The organism is Pantoea sp. AS142, assembly GCF_037152305.1.
Taxonomy (GTDB): Bacteria; Pseudomonadota; Gammaproteobacteria; order Enterobacterales; family Enterobacteriaceae; genus Pantoea.
On record NZ_JBBCMO010000010.1, the window covers coordinates 1 to 19,545 of the forward strand.

Genomic DNA, 19,545 nt, shown 5'->3' on the forward strand with positions numbered 1-19,545 from the left:
TCTGGTGTTCGGTGAATCGGGCTTTGCGCATGGTGATCTCCTCCGGGGACATAGTCAGTATGTCGGAAGATCTCTAAATGTGAATGGTCCGCTATATAGGGATGCTTACAAGAGGATCGGGCTTAGCTCGTGACTTCTGAAGTGTTCAAATACCGTCAAACAGTTTATTGGCAAATATGACACAGCATACATAGCTATTGGCCCGGCTTCGTGGGAAGCCACAGGTGAGACGAATTATAAGAAGCTATTACTGAGAACCAATCTTATGTGCCTGAAGCGCCCACATTACATTCTCAACGCATAACTTTCCCTCCTTTCCAACATGTTCCTGGTTACAAGAACGCTTACCTTTACACATCCAGGCTGGAAGTCAGAAATTTTAGCAACTCTAATAGCGGTCCATTACCTATAATTTTGTTAAAGTACCGTAAACTTAGAGATTTTATTGGCTTCCTGTTTATCATTTATTTAGTGGGGAGCCAAAAAATTAAATTTATGTCAAACGAACCAATTAATTTTTTTACTAAAAATCCGTAATTAATTTTTATTAATAATGATTTGGCCGTTTAATTTTTATCATCTATTGGGAATGGTGTTTTTTTAACGTATTGTTTTTACTATTGTTGGCTTTTTTTATTTTGTATCTTCGATTGAAATTAGCGATCATTTATTAAATTCTGAAAGGCATTGCCTTTCATTATGTCTTTATTGATCGCTATTGCCGATCAAAATTAAAGGTTTACAATCTCTCTCGTCGGAACAGACAGTGATACTGAAAATGAAATCAATAAAATATCAAGTTGATGAAAAAGATTTGCATTTGCTGACTCGGGAAGTCGCTATCAATAAAATTCGAGGATACGGTTTTGTCGAAATAAGGGATGCGCTGAAATTCCTTCAAGGTATGTGTGATCTTGTTTTGGATCGCGGTGACTTAACTTATCTTCGAGGAAAGATTGATGTCTGCCTGAGGCATCATGATAACGGTAGTAACTATTTTATTTCACTAAGAGAGTTTGCCTCTGAGCTTGACTGTTTTATTTATCTTAAGCCTTGAGCGGGGCGATAAAAGACAAAAATTTATCCAAATAAGAAACAGACCATATTTATCAACATGTATGTATGTTGATAAATATGGCCATGCTTCGGTGTGATCAGAAACGCATTCCTCAATGCGGTTACATTAAAATTAAGGGAGTCTTTGACGTGAAATTGAATAAAATTGCAGTGGCAATGGGACTGATTATTGTAATGGGAGCTGCCAATGCTGCTGACCCGGTAAACCCAACAGTGACCGTCAACGGTGGTACTGTACATTTTAAAGGTAAGCTGATTGCTGCTCCCTGTTCCGTTAGCACGGATACCAGTGATCAGGAAGTCAAACTCGGTGAATACACAACTCACCACTTTAAGGCGGCGGGTACACTGGGTTCAATAGTTCCTTTCCAAATCAAACTGGAAGACTGTGATAGCTCTGTTGCACAAACTGCAGCGGTGGCGTTTTCAGGTCGTTCAGACAGCACAAGTACAGATGGATCCTTGCTGGCCGTCGATCAGGGTTTATCGTCTGGTAACGCTGGTACAGCGACCCACATCGCCATCCAGGTTCTTGATAACAAGTCTAAACCTGTGAAGTTTGACGGCACGACTTTTATTAATAAAACCACGCTGATTGACGGTGAAAACATCCTGAAATTTGCTGCCCAATACAAGTCTACTGGCACAGCTACTGCCGGTGATGCAAACGCAGACGCCAACTTCATCATGCAGTACAACTAAGTCTCTGCAACTGCGGGACGGTGAATGCCGTCCTGCAAACTTTGCCGGATTATCTTTATGAAACATCAACTCTCAATGATGTCTGTCCTGTTCATGCTGCTAATTCATTCCGGGTGTGCAATGGCTCGAAATGTTCGCGTCATCATTCCTGGAGGCGAGGTACACATGCGCGGGCAGCTTACAAATGGGGCATGTGTCGTCAGCGCTGATAGCCAGGATTTGCATATTGATATGGGGCAATACACTACGCATGCGTTTAGACAAATCGGTGACGTTTCAGCACCCGGTATTCCGTTCACCATCAGGCTAAAAGATTGCCATCCCGGTATTAAAGGCGGAGTGGGTATCACGTTTTCTGGTGTAACAGTGCCTAAGGAGCCAGATCTTTTTCTGGTCAGCGCTTCTGAGCCTCTTCCAGCAGGCGTTTCCGGACAGAAGGGTTTAGTTGGCCTCGGTTTATTAATTACCGATCAATCCGGACATCAGATCAAACCAGGTGGTATTCCACATCAATTTTTCCGGCCGAATGGAGACGATATCTCGCTTCACTATGTTGCCCGTTATCAGACAACTTCCCAAGGGCTTTGGCCAGGTGAACTGCGTACTGAAGTGCGTTTTGACATCGCCTATCCATAACGTTAACTGACTTCAATAGCAGGCTTCATTATGCAAAAAACATCCTTTCTATTACCCACTACTGGCCTATTGCTGGTGCTATGCCAGCCTGCCATGGCCGGAGGGATTGCGCCCGGTGCCACACGTGTGATCTATTCGGAAAGCGACAGTCAGAGCGCGCTTGCTGTTACCAACAGTGACAGTCATGAGCGCTATCTTATTCAGGCTTGGGTAGAAAACGATCAGGGAAAGCGTGACCACGATTTTATTGTTACGCCACCGCTGTTTGCGGCTGCACCCAGGAGTGAAAACACGTTGCGTATTGTGTACACCGGACAGGCCCTCCCTCCCGACCGGGAGGTGGTTTACTGGATGAACGTTAAGGCCATACCTGCTATGGACCGCGAAGCGTCTAAAGGAGCGAACACCCTTCAGCTGGCTGTTCTGTCCAGAATGAAGCTATTTATGCGTCCGGATGGACTGAAGATCAGTGAGCCTGAGTCTGCGGAAAAACTGCGTTTCCAGCAATCAACCAGTGAGGTCATCGTCAAAAATCCGACCCCCTATTATCAGTCACTGGTCAACCTCAGCGTAGGAAACCGCAAACTTGAAAATACCATGGTTGAGCCGTTTGGGCAGCGCACATTGAAACTGCCAGCAGGCACTGTTGGTGCCGTGCATTACCAGACGGTTAATGACTATGGCGCGATTACCCCACAGAAAACGGGTAAAGCCTCTTAGCATTTGCAGGTTGAATTTTATCGAAACACTGGTTTGCTGCCCGGAATGTCAGCCCGCGCAGCCATGGGATCTAGGTCATGTATCCGCTAAACTATAAGCATAAGCAATTGTGCAATATGTACCGGACTTTCCGACTACGGTACTCCGTTCTTGCCGTATTAGTTGCATTGACGGGTCCTGTGCGCGCACAAGACTGGTTTAATCCTGCCTTTTTATCCCGAGAGGGCGGTGAAGTGGCGGACCTCTCCCGTTTTGAAAATGGCGCCGGGCAGTTACCGGGCGAATACCGTGTGGATATATGGGTAAACGATGAGTTTACGGCAACCAGCCCCTTTCGCTTTACTGCCCTTAAGACGACGCCTGGTGCCGATACTGTCGGGTCTGACGCAGTGCACACTAAGAATGATGGCACAGGGCTGACCCCTTGCCTGACATTAAAATGGTTGAAACGGCTGGGTGTTAACATCAATTCGGTTGAAGAACTAAAAAATCTGAAAGCCGATAGTCAGTGCATTGACTTTAGGCGCCTTTTCCCAGGCGCATCCTCATGGTATGACTTTTCTGCTCAGCGTCTGACGCTGACTTTCCCGCAGGCTGCCCTTCTGAATAGTGTCAGGGGATATATACCGCCTGAAGAATGGGACGAGGGCATCAACGCCGGCCTGCTGGACTACACGCTGACAGGCAGTAAAGGCAATGACAGTAGCAATTACTATCTCAATCTGACCAGCGGCCTGAACGTGGGCGCCTGGCGCCTGCGCAATAACGGGGCCTGGATCTCTTCCGATTATACCGGCGGTGACCGTCAGCAGAAGTGGCAAAACATGTCCACTTATGCCGAGCGCACTATTATTCCGCTTAAAAGTGAACTGGTGGTGGGCGACAGCAATAGTGCGGGAGAGATCTACGACAGCCTGGGATTTCGCGGCCTAAGGCTGTCCACTTCAGATCCCATGTATCCTGATAGCCAACAGGGTTTTGCACCAACGATCCATGGCATTGCGCCGGGTCGTTCACAGGTAACCGTCCGGCAAAACGGTTATGTGATCTACCAGAATACAGTGCAGTCCGGCGCCTTTGAGATTACTGACCTCAGCGCTACGTCATCAAGCGGCGATCTGGACGTCATCGTTAAAAGCGAGTCGGGTGCAGTTCAGACATTTGTGGTGCCTTATTCAACCGTTCCACTGCTGCAGCGCGAGGGACGACTGAAGTATGACGTGGTCGCCGGTCGCTATCGCAGCGGCCTATCGGGAAAGGGTGCTCCGTTATTCATTCAGAGCACGATCGCTGAGGGTTTTGCTGGAGGCATTACACTATATGGCGGTAGCCAGGTGGCCAGGCAGTACACGTCAGCCGTGGCTGGAACAGGCATGAATCTCGGTACCTGGGGCGCCGTCTCAGCAGATGTTACAGCTGCCAGGAGTGAGTTGGTCGACGGCAGCACACATAATGGTCAGTCGGTTCGCTTCCTGTATTCCAAATCTCTTAACAACTACGGAACCACTTTTCAGCTTCTTGGCTACCGCTATTCAACCCAGGGATTTTATACGCTGGATGAAGCGGCCTGGAATGTGATGAACGGTTACCAGTATGAGTGGAAAGACGACGGAGATGGCCGAGGACGTCACCAGGAACCTGTCAGCTATCACGATCTGCGCAATAGCAAAAAAGGGCGGCTTCAGATAAACGTTTCTCAGCAGATATCAGACTTCGGTTCGCTCAATCTTACCGCCACTCGACAGGACTACTGGAACAGTAGCAGCAGCGACACCTGGTACCAGGCAGGCTTCTCCAGCGGCTGGAACGGCATTAACTATAACCTCTCATACTCTCTTAGCCGGAGCCACGGCATGCCGGGCTCTGATCGTCTGGTATCGTTTAATGTGTCAATACCGTTTGGTCGCTGGCTGGGTCACAACATGGCTGAGCATGACAGGCTCAACAATATGTATGCCACAGCTCAGATGAGCCAAGACCAAGACGGCGTAACCCAGATGCAAACCGGCGTCAGTGGAACGCTGCTTAAAGGCGGTAACATGAATTATAGCGTGATGCAGGGCCATAGCAGCCGCAGCGGTGGCAGCGGCAGTCTTAACGGCAGTTGGCAGGGAGAAGCGGGCCGGGCCAGTGGTGGCTATAACTACAGCCAGAATGAGCATACCTGGAACTGGGACTTCTCTGGTGGCGTGGTTGCCCATGCGAACGGTGTCACTTTCAGTCAGTCCCTTGGAGATACCAATGTACTGATAAAAGCACCAGGTGCGGAAGGTGTTTATGTCGAGAATGAAACCGGAGTCAGCACAGACTGGCGGGGGTATGCAGTGATGCCTTACGCCACTGTTTATCGCCGTAATCGCGTCGCATTGGATGTGAAAAGTCTGGACATGCACACCGACCTGGAAGATAGCGTACAAAACGTGGTTCCGACGCAGGGGGCTATCGTGCGGGCCGAATACCAGACACATGTGGGATTGCGAGCCCTATTCAGCCTGACTCACCAGGGACATTCTGTTCCTTTCGGGACAACCGTTGTCGAGAATAATTCGGGTACGACAGGAATTGTTGATGATTCCGGGGAAGTTTACATGACCGGCGTGCCTCTGAAAGGGGAGCTGGAGATGGTGTGGGGGAACAGAGAGCAGGATAAATGTCAGGTCCCTTACACCTTGCCAGATGAAAGCGTTAAATTGCCAGTGGCCAGACTCATTTTAAAATGTGCTAAATGACAGCAGGAAGAAATAATGATCAAATTACGCTATAAACTGGGTGTGGTTTTTTTATTTCACCTGCCCATATTTTTCGCTCAGGCTTATACGGGACAGTGCCTCATGCCTGGGGGCACAACAAATAGTATGACCGCAGACTTGAAGCAATTTGATGTGACTAACCCATCTCATGACAGACAGGGATATGTGGTTGTGAAGGATTTTCAGTTTGTAGCGTCCGGTTTACCCTATCGCGCCCGATGCGATAACGATAAAAAGGCATCAACACCTATATTTCTGACAACAAATGTTCCGTTGCCAGGTTCAGGTTCGGGATGGTACCAGTTAAATGATTATCTCTCTGTTAAGAGCCAGACGTGGATAGACGGCGGGCGACAAATTTATATAGAAAACCCAATGAAAAGTGAAAGCAATCAATTGGATCAAGAAAACGGACAGGAAACGGACTGGCGTACAGGCGGTAAAGGTAAGATATCTATCAGAATAGATCATCCATTCGTTGGTTTCTCAGCTTTTAACAAAGATGTTCTTGAAGTCTATGCCAATACATTTAAAGACGGCGTAAGTCAACAACCGCTGACCGTTCTTTTTATTAGCGGATCAGTAGTTGTTCCTCAAAGCTGCGAAGTTAATGCCGGGCAGATTATTACAATGGATTTTGGCAACATTGCTGCATCTGCCTTCTCACAAGCAGGTGCAGGCAATAAGCCTGCGGGTACTAACCCCCAGACTCGAAATATTGGCATTAAGTGTAACAACATTGACGCACAAGCCTTATTATCCCTTCGCATTGAGGCTAATAAGGTCACCGGCAATGCTCTTGTTTCTGATAAATCAGATCTGGGCTTTGTGATTGCGGACGGTAATTATAATCCACTGACGCCAAATAATATCGGTAGCAATATTCCCTTCAGGCTTGATGAAAACGCTTCTGCTAACGTTGCTATAAGCGCCTGGCCTGTCAGCGTGACAGGTAACAAACCGGCTGAAGGTCGATTTACATCGGAGGGCTATCTGCGTGTCGATTTTGACTAAAACTGTTATTAACGGTTTAACACTCGTTAAACGAACCGCATATGTTTTTACCATCGGCCTGATTAGCCTGTTTTTGAGCGAAATTATAGCGTTAACGCCAGCGCATGCGGATGGTTCCCTCGGCGAACTCAACATCAGACTGTCAGGTACGGTGGTCGCGCTGGGCTGCACCGTTGACCCAAACGATGTCGATAAGCCTGTACAGCTTGGCGCGTGGGCTACAAAGCAGTTAAAAAAAAAGGGAGAAACCTCCTCGCCCGTATCTTTTAGCATCCGTCTTACAGGCTGTACCGCAAGCGGCGTCACTACCGCATTTACAGGGCAAAAAGATAAGTTCAATCCAGAGCTTCTCGCATTGAATTGTGACAGTGATGACTATGCAACTGGAGTCGCTGTGCAGATTATGGACAGCAGTGGTCAGCGTATCCCTATGGGCAATGATTCGCCCATGCGTGTTATCGACGATACCGGAAATATCACCCTGAATTTTAAGGCTAATTATGTTGCTACCGGAAACAATAGTGTAAGACCAGGCACAGCGGATGCCGACACTGAATTCACACTGACCTATGACTAATCAGGGGCTACAATTATGTCATATTCAGATCCAGATGCCGCTCTCACTGTGCTCGTAGGCGGCAGTGGACTGAGTGTTAATGGCAATCAGTTACGTTTTTCTCCTCTTTTTTATTTTCAACCTTTTGGTTGTAATGAATTTTCACCCATCTCAAAAGAACCAGAAAACGTAGCTAAAGGGTAAATTGCTGCGCGCGTTCTGCCAGACACTTCACTGCAGCGTCACGAATATGCAGTGTGAAGTACGGATTGTAGCCGCGAATGCCAGTACTGGCGTGAAGTAATCAGCGGACAGCCACCCTGGCATCCTGCAGACTCTGTTCATTAAGGGGCTCAGCGCCGGAAAGCGGTGCAGTGGTACTAGGTGCAGCGGTACTATGAGAAACTAAGAGGCCAGACCATACTACGTCTTTGCCAAAAACCTGCAGGCTGAGGCGATACGAATAGAGGTCAACTGACTGGAACATCTTTCCACTGACAATCGATTTCATCATTGTGCATAGAACAAGTTGGCGGTGATGCCGGATAAGCAGCAGCCCGCGCATGATCTTTTTTCGCCGCACAACCCGTAGCCATAAAAATGATTGAGATAATAAACAGATTTTTCATCTGAGCGACCAGTTAGCAAAGAAAACAGTATGCACCGCTGTCAATCAGTCATACCTAAACGCAATGCAGTTTGTGCTCAACGGATTTGACGCAAATCAAATTTAGATCTCTTCATTAAACTCAGCGCGGGACGTGAATGTTTTTAGCCCGCCGTTTATTTTTAACTGTCAGAATCTTAAAAGTGTTTTCCGTTGAATAAGTGTTGACCTTGCTGGCTTATAATAGCGGTCAGTACAGGTGCAATACATTGACTTTTTCACAAAAAAATTAACGATAAATGCTTTTGCATCTCCCTGTTGCCCCAGCACAACCTGTTATCGTGCCAGGCAGAGCATCAGGATTTAATTGTATTAAAATCATAAAGTTGCGAAAGAACTGTCCATAAGGTTTATTTTCAGGCTGGTTAACCTAAAGTGACAGGCGGTGAATTAATCGTTTTGCGCATTAAGTCAATATGGCCTGCGGATGAACACGTTAATTCTCTGGCATTAAAGATGAAAGAAATTCTGAAATAAATGTTAAGGTTTATAAGCTATTTGCATAATACACAGAATATAAAACAACAGGGCATCGGGTTTATTATTGTTCTGCTACTCTTTTTATTCTGCTATGTTGCAGTTATGTATTGCGGCGTTGTGCTGCTAATAAACCGACACGGATTACTTCATTTTCTGCTGCACTAAATTTATTATTGCTAGCTACAGGCTTTAAAAATCCAGCGGTAAGCATGATGTAAAAAATGTCTGAGTACCTCCAGGAAACTTTCAGCGCCTTCCTCCACCAGACACTGTCCGGTCTCAAGCGCATTATTCATGGAATTACGATGATCCAAAATCATCATAATGGTTACAACGACCGCAATCAGCGTAAAGATAAGCATACTCAATGCTGGCCGGCTACTTTTACGTGCGGAAGCGGACACGTTATTGTCAGGATGGTCAGAGTTTTGGCGCATTGGTCACCGGGTAAAATTATTCCGCTAATAAACAATAATGGATTATGGCATTAATTCCTGGCGGGCTCTATGTCTCAGGTCAGGCTGGACACGTTTCTGACTTTAAGAATGCATAAAAGTTATCTGAGGGGGCAGAAGGCGGTGAGTGCTGATAACCGTCTTCTGCAACGTCCTGGCGCTGACCGGCCTCTGTTCAACAAGAATGGCCTATAGAGAGAGGGACTTACATCATCTCCAGCGACTGGACGTCTTTGATTTCAATGATCTTATCATAAAAATGCGCATCGTTTGACTTGCGAGACAGCGTCACCTGAACGCTGAGTTCACACAGGCCACTCTCCTCATCCCGATTAATCACAGTCACATTGCCGTAGCGAATGCCTTCCCGCTGCATGACCAGCAGCACCAGCGGCACGCTTTTGGGCTTGAGAAAAACCAGCAGCGTATGATGTTTGCCGATTAAAAAATGGCTCAGGCGGCGGAACACCTCCAGCACCACCAGCGCCAGCACCGTGCCATAAATGCCGATCTCATACATGCCGCTGCCGATGACCAGACCAATCGCCGCAGTTACCCATAAACCCGCAGCTGTGGTTAAGCCTTTTACCACCTGCTTCTGAATCATAATGGTACCCGCGCCAAGAAAACCCATGCCACTGACCACTTGTGCGGCAACACGACTGGGATCGAGCGCTACGTGTTCGCTGTTGAGCATATCAGCGAAGCCATATTTGGATACCAGCATGAACATAGCACTGCCGATACCGACCAGAATATGGGTTCGTAGTCCCGCTTCTTTGGCCCGCATCTGGCGCTCCATGCCGATCAGGCCGCCAAGAATACCGGCCAGCGCAATACGAATTAACATATCCATTAACATGGCTTTACTCCGAATCAATAAGGGCCAAAGAGGGTGACAGTTCAGCGATAACAGGTAAACAAGATAATTCTGCTTGCAAATGACGCCGGAGAATTTTGTAAAAAGCTGTTTCACCTCTCGACCCGTTGTGCTGCCTGACATATGCTGAGCCAGCCTTTTCCCCCATTTCCCGGAGTCCGACTGATGAAAGCAGCCCCCTTTTTGCTGGCCGGTGCCGCACTATTACTCTCTGCCTGTAGCAGCCACAGTGATGATAACGAGCCACCACAACAAGCCACCGCCGCCCATATCCAGCCACGGGTAGTGATGTCTTCACTGGCGGAAAGCACCTGTTCAAATGCAGGCGGAACGCTAGCGTTTTCGCATCAACTGGATGGTTCGAGAGTGGGGATGTGTCAGTTAGTGAATGGGCGTCGGTGTGATGAACAGGCGTTAATTGGCGGGCGCTGTGCGCGCTGATGAACAGGCCGGATTGCTCCGGCCCGCACAGTCAGGCAGAGAGTCGGTTTGGGCAGTGTTCACCGCGGTCGAGCTGGCTGAGATTCTCCAGTGTCGTTTCAGAAATGGCGGTCAGCGCTTCGGCAGTTAAAAACGCCTGATGGCCGGTGAACAACACGTTATGGCACGCCGACAGACGGCGGAACAGATCGTCCTGTATTACATCATTCGACTTATCTTCAAAGAACAGGTCACGTTCATTCTCATAAACATCCATGCCGAGCGCGCCGATTTTCTGTTGTTTTAGCGCGTCAATCGCAGCTTGTGAATCAATCAGGCCACCACGACTGGTGTTAATGATCATCACCCCATCGCGCATCTGTCTAAACGCGTCGGCGTTGAGCAGATGATGATTCTGTGGCGTTAGCGGGCAGTGCAGCGTAATGACGTGGGATTCAGCAAACAGCGTCTTCAGATCGACATATTCCGCGCCCATTTCCAGAGCCTGCTCACTCGGGTAGGGATCAAACGCCAGCAGCCGCATCCCAAAACCTTTCAGAATCCGCATCGTCGCGATCCCGATTTTACCGGTACCGATAACGCCCGCGGTTTTGTTATGCATGTTGAAGCCGGTCAGACCGTCGAGCGAAAAATTTGCGTCACGGGTGCGCTGATAAGCACGATGAATACGCCGGTTCAGGGTCATCATCAGGCCAATAGTATGTTCAGCTACCGCTTCCGGTGAGTAGGCGGGCACCCGTACCACCTCCAGACCCAGCTCTGTCGCCGCAGTCAGATCAACATTATTGAAACCGGCACAGCGCAGCGCGATAGTTTTCACACCCAGCCCGGCCAGCTCTTCCAGCACCGGGCGACTGCCATCATCATTAACAAAGATGCAGACGGCATCACAACCCACAGCGGTTTTGGCCGTGCTTTCAGAGAGTAAAAAGTCAAAAAACACCAGTTCAAAGCCGAACTGCTGATTGACCTGCTCAAGGTATTTCTGATCGTAATGTTTGGTGCTGAATACCGCGATCTTCATCGTTTTGCTCCTGCAGAGTGATAGACCAAGGATAACGTTTTCTGACTGACTTTGCTGAAACAGCTGACTTGCTCCTGCCGCAGACCTTCACCTCTGGCAGATTACATGCCATCATCATTGTCAGGATACTGTAAGGAAAAGGATTATGGCTTTTATGCCACGGATTTTCCGGCGACGTCTGGCGGCCAGTCTGGCGCTGATTCTGTTGCTGCTCGGCCTGATGTTGACTGTGACGCAATGGCTGCCACGGCTGGTCGGCCTCTGGCTGCCTGCTGAGACCCGCATTGAACTTGCTGGCGCACCGCGCTGGCGTGAGGGTGGCCTATGGTTGCCACAAATTCGCTATCTCGCAGGAGATTGCTCACTGGCAACGGTAAAAGCGGTGTCACTGGCCTGGCATCAGTCGCGCTGGAAACTGAACGCATCTGAGCTGACGCTGGATAGCACCTGCCTGCAAAAATTATCTGCCAGTAATGACAGCACGGCAGCACCAAAAACACTGGCCGAATGGCAGGCAATCCTCCCTGGCGCCGACGTTCATCTGAGCCAATTAATCGTTACGCCGTGGCAGACTTATGCCGGCGCGCTGGATCTGACGCTGGAAAAAGATCGCCAGCAGCTTAATTACCAGGGAGATAATCTCCAGCTGGCGGCAACGCTGACCGGTCAGCAGCTTGCTATCCGTCGCCTGACGCTCACGCATCCTGCACTTGCTGAACCCGTAACCCTCAGTGGTCATCTGGCATTACCCACCTTCGCCACGGATCTGCCGGTGACGGGCGAGGTGGCCGGACAGTTGGCGCTGAACGCGCTGCCGCATCCGCTGCAGCTGACGCTTAACTGGCAGCAACAGCAGGGTGAGCTAAGCGTGGCGATGGACGAAGTGACCAGGCCGCTTCTCAGACTGCCCTGGCAGATCAGCCGCGACCAGATTCGGATTGAAAAGGGCGAATACTTCTGGCCGCTGGAAGCCCAGCCGCTATCAGGGTTTGTTAACCTGACGCTGGATAAGTGGCAGTCGGGCCTTGAAAGTAGCCTGATTAGCGGTCGGGTTAACCTGCTAACCCAGGGGCGCGGCGGTAAGGGCAACGTGGTGCTCGGCGTCGGTCCCGGCAATCTCAGTCTGACCAACAGCAACCTGCCTTTTCAGCTCACTGGCGAAAGCAAGCTGGCCGATCTTCAACTGTATGGCTCCATTCCGGGCGTGTTCAGCGGCTCGCTGCTCGATCCTCAGCTGGTGCTGCAACCTAAATCGCTGCTACGCCTGCGGGGCCGGCTGCTGTCAACGCTGGAAGTGGACGAAGCGCGCTGGCCGCTGGCGGGCGTGCGACTCTCCTCGCAGGGTATTGATGGCCGCCTGCAGGCCATTCTCAACGCGCACGATGCCAGTTTTGGTCGCTTTCGGTTGCATCTTGATGGCCGCGCCACTGATTTCTGGCCCGATAAAGGGGAATGGAACTGGCGCTACTGGGGAGGGGGCGAGATGCTGCCGCTACAGGCGCGCTGGGATGTCAACGGCACCGGCGGATGGCGCGACACGCTGATCCATCTGGATACCTTGTCCACCGGTTTTAACCAGCTGGCCTACGGCAGCGTTAACGTCGCCAAACCACGCCTGACACTGACTGAACCGGTAAAATGGCAGCGTGATGCGGCGCAACCCTCCTTTGATGGCCATTTTCGTCTGCAGGCGGGAGAGACCCGCTTCAGTTATGGTGGCCGTCTGGCTGACGCCACGCTCGACGTTGAGGCGAAAGGCCGCGATCCCGGCTACTTTCTCTGGCGAGGCGCGTTGAAAGCGGGCAAGGTTGGCCCACTGCGGGTGAATGGCCGCTGGGATGGCGAACGATTGCGGGGCCAGGCATGGTGGCCGACACAGTCACTGGCGGTATTTCAGCCGCTGCTCAGCCCTGACATGAAAATGCAGATTCAGGGCGGCAGTTTGCGGGCACAGGTCGCTTTTTCCGCCGCTCGCGACCAGGGGTTCGAAGCGGGAGGCCACTGGACGGTAAAACAGGGCAGCGTCTGGACGCCCGACAGCCAGGTTAACGGTATCGACTTCTCGCTGCCGTTTCGCTTCCATGAGCAGCAATGGCAGTTCGGTCAGCATGGGCCGGTTTCACTGCGCATTGCCGAGGTAAAGAACCAGTTTGCGATGCAGAATATTCGCGCTGACCTGCAGGGTAACTGGCCATGGTCTGAACAGGCGCCGCTGACGTTGCAGGATGTCAGTCTTGATCTGCTGGGCGGACAGATTACGCTGCCGTCATTGCGTATGCCGCAGCATGAGCCAGCACGAGTGTCGCTACGTAATATCAGCCTCAGTGAGCTGGTGACGGCGCTGAACCCTAAACAGTTCGCCATGTCGGGCAGAGTCAACGGCGAGTTGCCGCTATGGCTCAATAATCCGCGCTGGCTGGTGGAGAAAGGGTGGATTGCCAACAGTGGTCCGCTGACGTTCCGGCTGGACAAAGATATGGCGGATGCGATTACCCGCAATAACGTCGCTACCGGCGCAGCACTGGACTGGTTACGCTATATGGAAGTATCCCGCAGTGGGGCCACGATCAATCTGGATAATCTCGGCGACCTCACGATGGAGGCGCATGTGCAGGGCGTCAGCCAATTCAGTAACCGTCGTCAGACGGTCAACCTCAACTATCATCATCAGGAAAACCTGTTTCAGCTCTGGCGCAGCCTGCGCTTTGGCGATAATTTGCAATCCTGGCTAGAGCAACACGCGACTTTGCCATCCAACAAGGACACTTCACCATGAGCCTGAGGGCACTACTGGTTCTGGCAGCCGGACTGCTGTGCATCGGCTGCGTGCCGCGCATCGAAGTCACGGCACCCAAAGATCCCATTACTATCAATATGAACGTGAGAATCGAGCATGAAATCCACATCAAAGTCGACAAAGATGTGGAAGCGTTACTGAAAAACCAGAGCGGTCTGTTCTGAGGAGAGCAACGATGAAACGCATAAGTGCGGCGCTGTTATTCGCCCTGGCGATGGCCCAGCCTGCCTGGGCACTGACGCTGGATCAGGCGCGGCAATCGGGTCTGGCTGGCGAAACGCTCTCTGGCTATCTGGCGGCTCGTGCGCAGGACAGAGAAACCCTGGCGCTGGTGCAGCAGATAAACGCTGGACGTCAGCAGGAGTATCAGCGACTGGCAGAACAGCATAATCTCTCCACGGCCGATGTCGCCAGTATTGCCGGACAAAAGTTGGTGAGCCGTGCGGCAGCGGGTGAATATGTGCGCGGCATCAACGGTCAGTGGCTGAGAAAAGATGCAGCCAGTAGTCAGTAACCAGCAAAAACAAACCGGGCGCATGGCCCGGTTTGTTTACCGCATCATCCTGAGATGACCCGCACTTATGCGGTCACGATCTGCTTGATTGCGTCTTTCGCTTCAGCGGTCGCTTTGCTGGCTACTTCGGGACCGTAAGCAATGCCTTCAGCAAACACGAATTCAACGTCAGTGATGCCGATGAAGCCCAGGAACAGCTTAACGTAAGGAGTCAGCAGGTCCGTTGGGGTATCTTTATGAATGCCACCACGACTCGAGATCACCACTGCGGTTTTGCCTTTAACCAGACCTTCCGGGCCTGCTTCGGTGTAGCGGAACGTTACGCCAGCACGGGCAATCAGATCGAAATAGTTTTTTAGCTGTGTTGGGATGTTGAAGTTGTACATTGGCGCGGCAATCACCACTTCATCATGAGCCTGCAGTTCTGCAATCAGTTCATCGGACAGGGCCAGCGCTGCCTGCTGACGCGGTGACAGCGGGGCATCGGATGGACGCATAGCACCCACTAACTCCCCATCCAGAACCGGAATCGGGTTAGCAGCCAGATCACGTAAGGTGACGTTTTTACCCTGGGCCTTTGCCTGTTCAACGTAGAAGTCAGCGAGCTGGCTTGATTGTGAGTAGCCTGCAAGGATGCTTGATTTCAGAACTAAAACATTGCTCATGGTGGTTTCCTGTCTGTTACGCGGAAGACTTTCCGCTCAATGGTTTACACTCTACGGTTATCAATGGCGCGGTGAAAGCGCAATATTTCGAGAGCGATGTTCGAATTTATTGAATAAGCGCAACCGTGACCAGCCGACGGAACAGTTCAGAATATGCTATGATGCGCACAATTATTTTTATTTAATCAGCTGGTTATCCCGGCTTGCAGGGCACTGCTTCGCGCAGCGACACCGTCTGAGTAAGGTACGTCACTATTATGTCATCTCCCGATACTTCCCCATTGGCAGCACTCTGGTCACGGCTCGACGGTTTAATGCTGCGCGATCGTCAGCGGCTGCAGCGCCGCTTACAGGGTGCCAGAAAAACCAAAAATCCCCAGGCACAACAGGGCATCGCCCGCGAGCTGGAGCAGCACGTCATCGCCGCCGAGCAGCGCGTGGCCCAACGCCGTGTGGCCACGCCAGCCATTACCTTTCCGGACAATCTGCCGGTCAGTCAGAAGCAACAGGATATTGCTGAGGCGATTCGCGATCATCAGGTAGTGATTGTCGCCGGTGAAACCGGTTCGGGTAAAACTACGCAGCTGCCGAAAATTTGTCTGGCGCTGGGACGCGGTGTCACCGGCCTGATTGGTCATACGCAACCGCGCCGTCTGGCCGCACGTACCGTGGCGAACCGCATTGCCGATGAGCTCAGTACCTCACTGGGTGGCTGTGTCGGCTATAAGGTGCGGTTTAACGACCAGGTCAGCGACCTGACGCAGATTAAACTGATGACCGACGGGATCCTGCTGGCGGAGATCCAGCAGGATCGCCTGCTGATGCAATATGACACCCTCATTATTGATGAGGCGCACGAGCGCAGCCTGAATATCGATTTCCTGCTCGGTTATCTGCGTGAGCTGCTGCCGCGTCGCTCCGATCTGAAAGTGATTATCACCTCCGCCACCATCGATCCGCAGCGCTTCTCGCGTCATTTCAACAACGCACCGGTGATCGAAGTTTCTGGGCGGACTTATCCGGTCGAAGTGCGCTATCGTCCCGTGGCCGAAGAGGCGGATGATGGCGATCGTGACCAGCTACAGGCGATTTTTGATGCGGTGGATGAACTGGGCCGGGAAAGCCGTGGCGACATTCTGATCTTCATGAGCGGAGAGCGTGAAATACGCGATACCGCCGATGCGCTGAACAAACGCGACCTGCCACACACTGAAGTACTCCCGCTTTATGCGCGGCTGTCGAACGCCGAACAGAACCGGGTATTTCAGTCTCACAGCGGCCGTCGCATCGTACTGGCTACCAACGTCGCGGAAACCTCGCTGACGGTGCCCGGCATTAAATATGTGATAGACCCCGGTACAGCGCGTATCAGTCGTTACAGTTCCCGCACAAAAGTTCAGCGCCTGCCCATTGAACCGATATCGCAGGCCTCCGCCAACCAGCGTAAAGGGCGTTGCGGACGTGTTTCAGACGGTATCTGTATCCGCCTCTATGCTGAAGATGACTTTCTCAGTCGTCCGGCCTTTACCGATCCTGAAATCCTGCGCACCAACCTGGCGTCGGTAATCCTGCAGATGACTTCGCTGGGGCTGGGTGATATCGCTGCCTTCCCGTTTGTTGAGGCGCCCGATAAGCGCAATATTCAGGATGGTGTCCGCCTGCTGGAAGAGCTGGGCGCGCTAACCCTGAACGAAGAAAACGGACATTACAGACTCACCGGATCCGGGCGCCAGCTGGCACAGTTGCCGGTGGATCCTCGCCTGGCGCGGATGGTGCTGGAAGCGCAGAAATATGGCTGCGTTCGCGAAGTGATGATCATCACCGCAGGCCTGTCGATTCAGGACCCACGCGAGCGTCCGGCGGAGAAGAAGCAGGCGTCCGATGAGAAGCACCGACGTTTTGCCGACAAAGACTCCGACTTCCTCGCTTATGTGAATCTATGGAACTATCTGGCGGAGCAGCAGAAAGCGCTGTCCGGCAACTTGTTCCGCCGCCAGTGCAAAAGTGACTTCCTCAACTATCTGCGGGTGAGGGAATGGCAGGATATTTACACCCAACTGCGGCAGGTGGTGCGCGAACTGGGGATCCCGGTTAATAGTGAACCCGCTGAGCTGCAGCCGATTCACTGCGCCCTGCTAAGCGGTCTGCTGTCGCATATCGGCCAGAAAGATACTGATAAGCAGGAGTATACCGGCGCACGTAATACGCGCTTCGCCATCTTCCCTGGCTCCGGGCTGTTTAAAAAGCCGCCGAAGTGGACCATGGTGGCGGAACTGGTTGAGACCAGCCGTCTGTGGGGCCGCACGGCGGGACGTATAGAACCAGAGTGGATTGAACCGCTGGCGCAGCATCTGATCAAGCGCAGCTACAGTGAACCACACTGGGAGAAATCACAGGGCGCGGTGATGGCCGCTGAAAAGGTCACGCTCTATGGCCTGCCGATTGTGGCCGCCCGCAAGGTTAACTATGGCAGCATCGATCCTGCCCTAAGCCGTGAGCTGTTTATCCGTCACGCGCTGGTGGAAGGGGACTGGCAGACCCGACACGCCTTCTTCCGTGCTAATCAGAAACTGCGCAGTGAAGTGGAAGATCTGGAACACAAATCACGCCGTCGCGACATTCTGGTGGATGATGAAACCCTGTTTGCTTTTTATGACCAGCGCATTGGCAAAGAGGTGGTGTCGGGGAAGCATTTTGACAGCTGGTGGAAACAGGCCAGCCGTGAAAATGCCGAGCTGCTGAACTTCGACAAGCAGATGCTGATCAAAGAAGGCGCTGACAAGGTTAGCCAACTCGACTACCCCAACTTCTGGCATCAGGGTAACCTCAAACTAAAGCTGAGTTACCAATTCGAGCCGGGCGCGGATGCGGATGGCGTGACGGTGCATATTCCGCTGCCGCTATTGAATCAGGTTGAAGATAGCGGCTTCGAATGGCAAATCCCTGGCGTACGCCGTGAACTGACTATCGCACTGATTAAGTCGCTGCCTAAGCCGCTGCGCCGCAATCTGGTACCGGCGCCTAACTACGCCGAAGCGTTCTTAGGAAGGGTGCAAGCGATGGAGATGCCGCTGCTCGATGCGCTGGCGCGTGAGTTTCGCCGCATGACCGGTGTCACGCTGGAGCGGGAAAACTGGCAGTGGGAACAGGTCCCCGATCATCTGAAGATGACTTTCCGTGTGGTGGACGAGCACAACCGCAAACTGCTGGAAGGCAAAGATCTCACCGGGCTGAAGTCACAGCTGAAAGACAAAGTGCAGGAAACGCTGTCGAACGTGGCAGATGACGGACTGGAGCAGAGCGGACTGCATATCTGGAGCTTTGGCGATCTGCCACGCAGCTATGAACAGAAGCGCGGCAGTTACCAGGTCAAAGCCTGGCCTGCGCTGGTCGACGAGAAAGAGAGCGTCGCCATTCGCCTGTTTGACAGCGAGCAGGAGCAGCAAAAAATGATGTGGCGCGGCCAGCGTCGTCTGCTGCTGCTGAATGTGCCGTCACCGGTTAAATATCTGCACGAGAAGCTGCCGAACAAAGCCAAGCTCGGACTCTACTTTAACCCTTATGGCAAAGTGCTGGAGCTGATCGACGACTGCATCGCCTGCGGCATCGACAAATTAATGAGAGAAGCGGACGGCCCGGCCTGGGATCAAACCTCTTTCGAGCAGTTGCGTGACAAGGTGCGCGGCGAACTCAATGAAACCGTGGTGTCCATTGCGAAGCAAGTTGAGCAAGTCCTGACGGCAGTCTTCAACATCAATAAGCGTCTGAAAGGCCGGGTCGATATGACCATGGCGCTGGCGTTATCTGACATCAAAGCGCAGTTAAGCGGTCTGGTCTATCGCGGCTTTGTTACTGGCAACGGCTGGCAGCGACTGGCCGATACACTACGTTATCTTCATGGCATTGAGCGACGGCTGGAAAAAATGCCTGCCGATCCGCACAGCGATCGGGCGCGGATGTTAAAAGTACAGGCAGTGGAACAGGCCTGGCAGGCGTGGCGCAACAAGTTGCCGCCGCAGCGTCAGGATGATGAAGAGGTCCAGAACATCCGCTGGATGATTGAAGAGTTGCGCATAAGCTATTTTGCGCAGCAGTTGGGTACACCTTATCCCATCTCAGATAAGCGTATTCTGCAGACGATGGAGCAGATGGCCGGGTAAAAACCTG

At 51.7% G+C, this 19,545-nt stretch carries 17 protein-coding genes; 13 read left to right on the top strand and 4 right to left on the bottom strand.

The genetic code is table 11. The annotated features are described in order from the left end of the window. Positions 1-778: 778 nt before the first annotated feature. The 8 genes from WFO64_RS17030 (at position 779) to WFO64_RS17065 (ending at position 7,659) form a co-directional block, all read left to right on the top strand. Complete coding sequence (locus WFO64_RS17030) at positions 779-1,057, top strand: hypothetical protein (RefSeq protein WP_337013246.1); 279 nt, start codon at positions 779-781, stop codon at positions 1,055-1,057. Positions 1,058-1,206: 149 nt separating this feature from the next. Beyond that, positions 1,207-1,779: a type 1 fimbrial major subunit FimA gene (gene fimA / locus WFO64_RS17035; protein WP_337013247.1), complete on the top strand. Its 573-nt coding sequence runs from the start codon at positions 1,207-1,209 to the stop codon at positions 1,777-1,779. 57 nt (positions 1,780-1,836) lie between these two features. Beyond that, positions 1,837-2,415 carry a fimbrial protein gene (locus WFO64_RS17040; protein WP_337013248.1) on the top strand — a complete coding sequence of 193 codons (579 nt, stop codon included), beginning with the start codon at positions 1,837-1,839 and terminating at the stop codon, positions 2,413-2,415. 30 nt (positions 2,416-2,445) lie between these two features. Beyond that, positions 2,446-3,135: a fimbria/pilus periplasmic chaperone gene (locus tag WFO64_RS17045; protein WP_337013249.1), complete on the top strand. Its 690-nt coding sequence runs from the start codon at positions 2,446-2,448 to the stop codon at positions 3,133-3,135. A gap of 116 nt (positions 3,136-3,251) precedes the next feature. Continuing rightward, complete coding sequence (gene fimD, locus WFO64_RS17050) at positions 3,252-5,864, top strand: outer membrane usher protein FimD (RefSeq protein ID WP_337013250.1); 2,613 nt, start codon at positions 3,252-3,254, stop codon at positions 5,862-5,864. 15 nt (positions 5,865-5,879) lie between these two features. Next, positions 5,880-6,899, top strand: coding sequence for a fimbrial protein (locus tag WFO64_RS17055; RefSeq protein WP_337013251.1), 1,020 nt, complete (start codon positions 5,880-5,882; stop codon positions 6,897-6,899). After that, complete coding sequence (locus WFO64_RS17060; RefSeq protein ID WP_337013252.1) at positions 6,883-7,476, top strand: fimbrial protein; 594 nt, start codon at positions 6,883-6,885, stop codon at positions 7,474-7,476. The genes WFO64_RS17055 and WFO64_RS17060 overlap by 17 nt, the downstream gene beginning before the upstream one ends. 15 nt (positions 7,477-7,491) lie before the next feature. Beyond that, entirely contained in the window at positions 7,492-7,659 is a 168-nt protein-coding gene (locus WFO64_RS17065; protein ID WP_337013253.1) for a hypothetical protein, read from the top strand. A 266-nt stretch (positions 7,660-7,925) separates the two neighbouring features. Here the strand turns inward: WFO64_RS17065 and WFO64_RS17070 are convergent, their stop codons facing one another. Both WFO64_RS17070 and WFO64_RS17075 read right to left on the bottom strand, forming a co-directional pair. Beyond that, a complete protein-coding gene (locus tag WFO64_RS17070; protein ID WP_337013254.1) occupies positions 7,926-8,084 on the bottom strand; it encodes a hypothetical protein in 159 nt (52 codons plus the stop codon). A 1,178-nt stretch (positions 8,085-9,262) separates the two neighbouring features. Then, positions 9,263-9,919, bottom strand: coding sequence for an MgtC/SapB family protein (locus tag WFO64_RS17075; protein WP_337013255.1), 657 nt, complete (start codon positions 9,917-9,919; stop codon positions 9,263-9,265). 183 nt (positions 9,920-10,102) lie between these two features. Between WFO64_RS17075 and WFO64_RS17080 the strand changes: the two genes are divergently transcribed. Further along, positions 10,103-10,378 carry a putative hemolysin gene (locus WFO64_RS17080; protein ID WP_337013256.1) on the top strand — a complete coding sequence of 92 codons (276 nt, stop codon included), beginning with the start codon at positions 10,103-10,105 and terminating at the stop codon, positions 10,376-10,378. Between the two features lie 31 nt (positions 10,379-10,409). On the opposite strand, the gene WFO64_RS17085 is transcribed toward WFO64_RS17080, so the two are convergent. Beyond that, on the bottom strand, positions 10,410-11,402 hold the full coding sequence (locus tag WFO64_RS17085; protein WP_337013257.1) for a 2-hydroxyacid dehydrogenase: 993 nt from the start codon (positions 11,400-11,402) through the stop codon (positions 10,410-10,412). 145 nt (positions 11,403-11,547) lie between these two features. Between WFO64_RS17085 and WFO64_RS17090 the strand changes: the two genes are divergently transcribed. From WFO64_RS17090 to WFO64_RS17100, 3 genes are read left to right on the top strand one after another with little or no spacing between them, the layout of a single operon-like run. After that, on the top strand, positions 11,548-14,178 hold the full coding sequence (locus WFO64_RS17090; protein WP_337013258.1) for a YdbH family protein: 2,631 nt from the start codon (positions 11,548-11,550) through the stop codon (positions 14,176-14,178). Further along, positions 14,175-14,363 carry a YnbE family lipoprotein gene (locus WFO64_RS17095; protein WP_337013259.1) on the top strand — a complete coding sequence of 63 codons (189 nt, stop codon included), beginning with the start codon at positions 14,175-14,177 and terminating at the stop codon, positions 14,361-14,363. Before WFO64_RS17090 ends, WFO64_RS17095 begins: the two co-directional genes overlap by 4 nt. Before the next feature lie 11 nt (positions 14,364-14,374). Then, positions 14,375-14,713 (top strand): YdbL family protein, encoded by a 339-nt coding sequence (locus WFO64_RS17100; protein WP_337013260.1) that lies wholly within the window; start codon positions 14,375-14,377, stop codon positions 14,711-14,713. A 65-nt stretch (positions 14,714-14,778) separates the two neighbouring features. Here the strand turns inward: WFO64_RS17100 and WFO64_RS17105 are convergent, their stop codons facing one another. Continuing rightward, positions 14,779-15,378 carry an FMN-dependent NADH-azoreductase gene (locus tag WFO64_RS17105; RefSeq protein WP_337013261.1) on the bottom strand — a complete coding sequence of 200 codons (600 nt, stop codon included), beginning with the start codon at positions 15,376-15,378 and terminating at the stop codon, positions 14,779-14,781. Between the two features lie 257 nt (positions 15,379-15,635). Between WFO64_RS17105 and hrpA the strand changes: the two genes are divergently transcribed. Then, a complete protein-coding gene (hrpA, locus tag WFO64_RS17110; protein ID WP_337013262.1) occupies positions 15,636-19,538 on the top strand; it encodes an ATP-dependent RNA helicase HrpA in 3,903 nt (1,300 codons plus the stop codon). Positions 19,539-19,545: the final 7 nt, after the last annotated feature.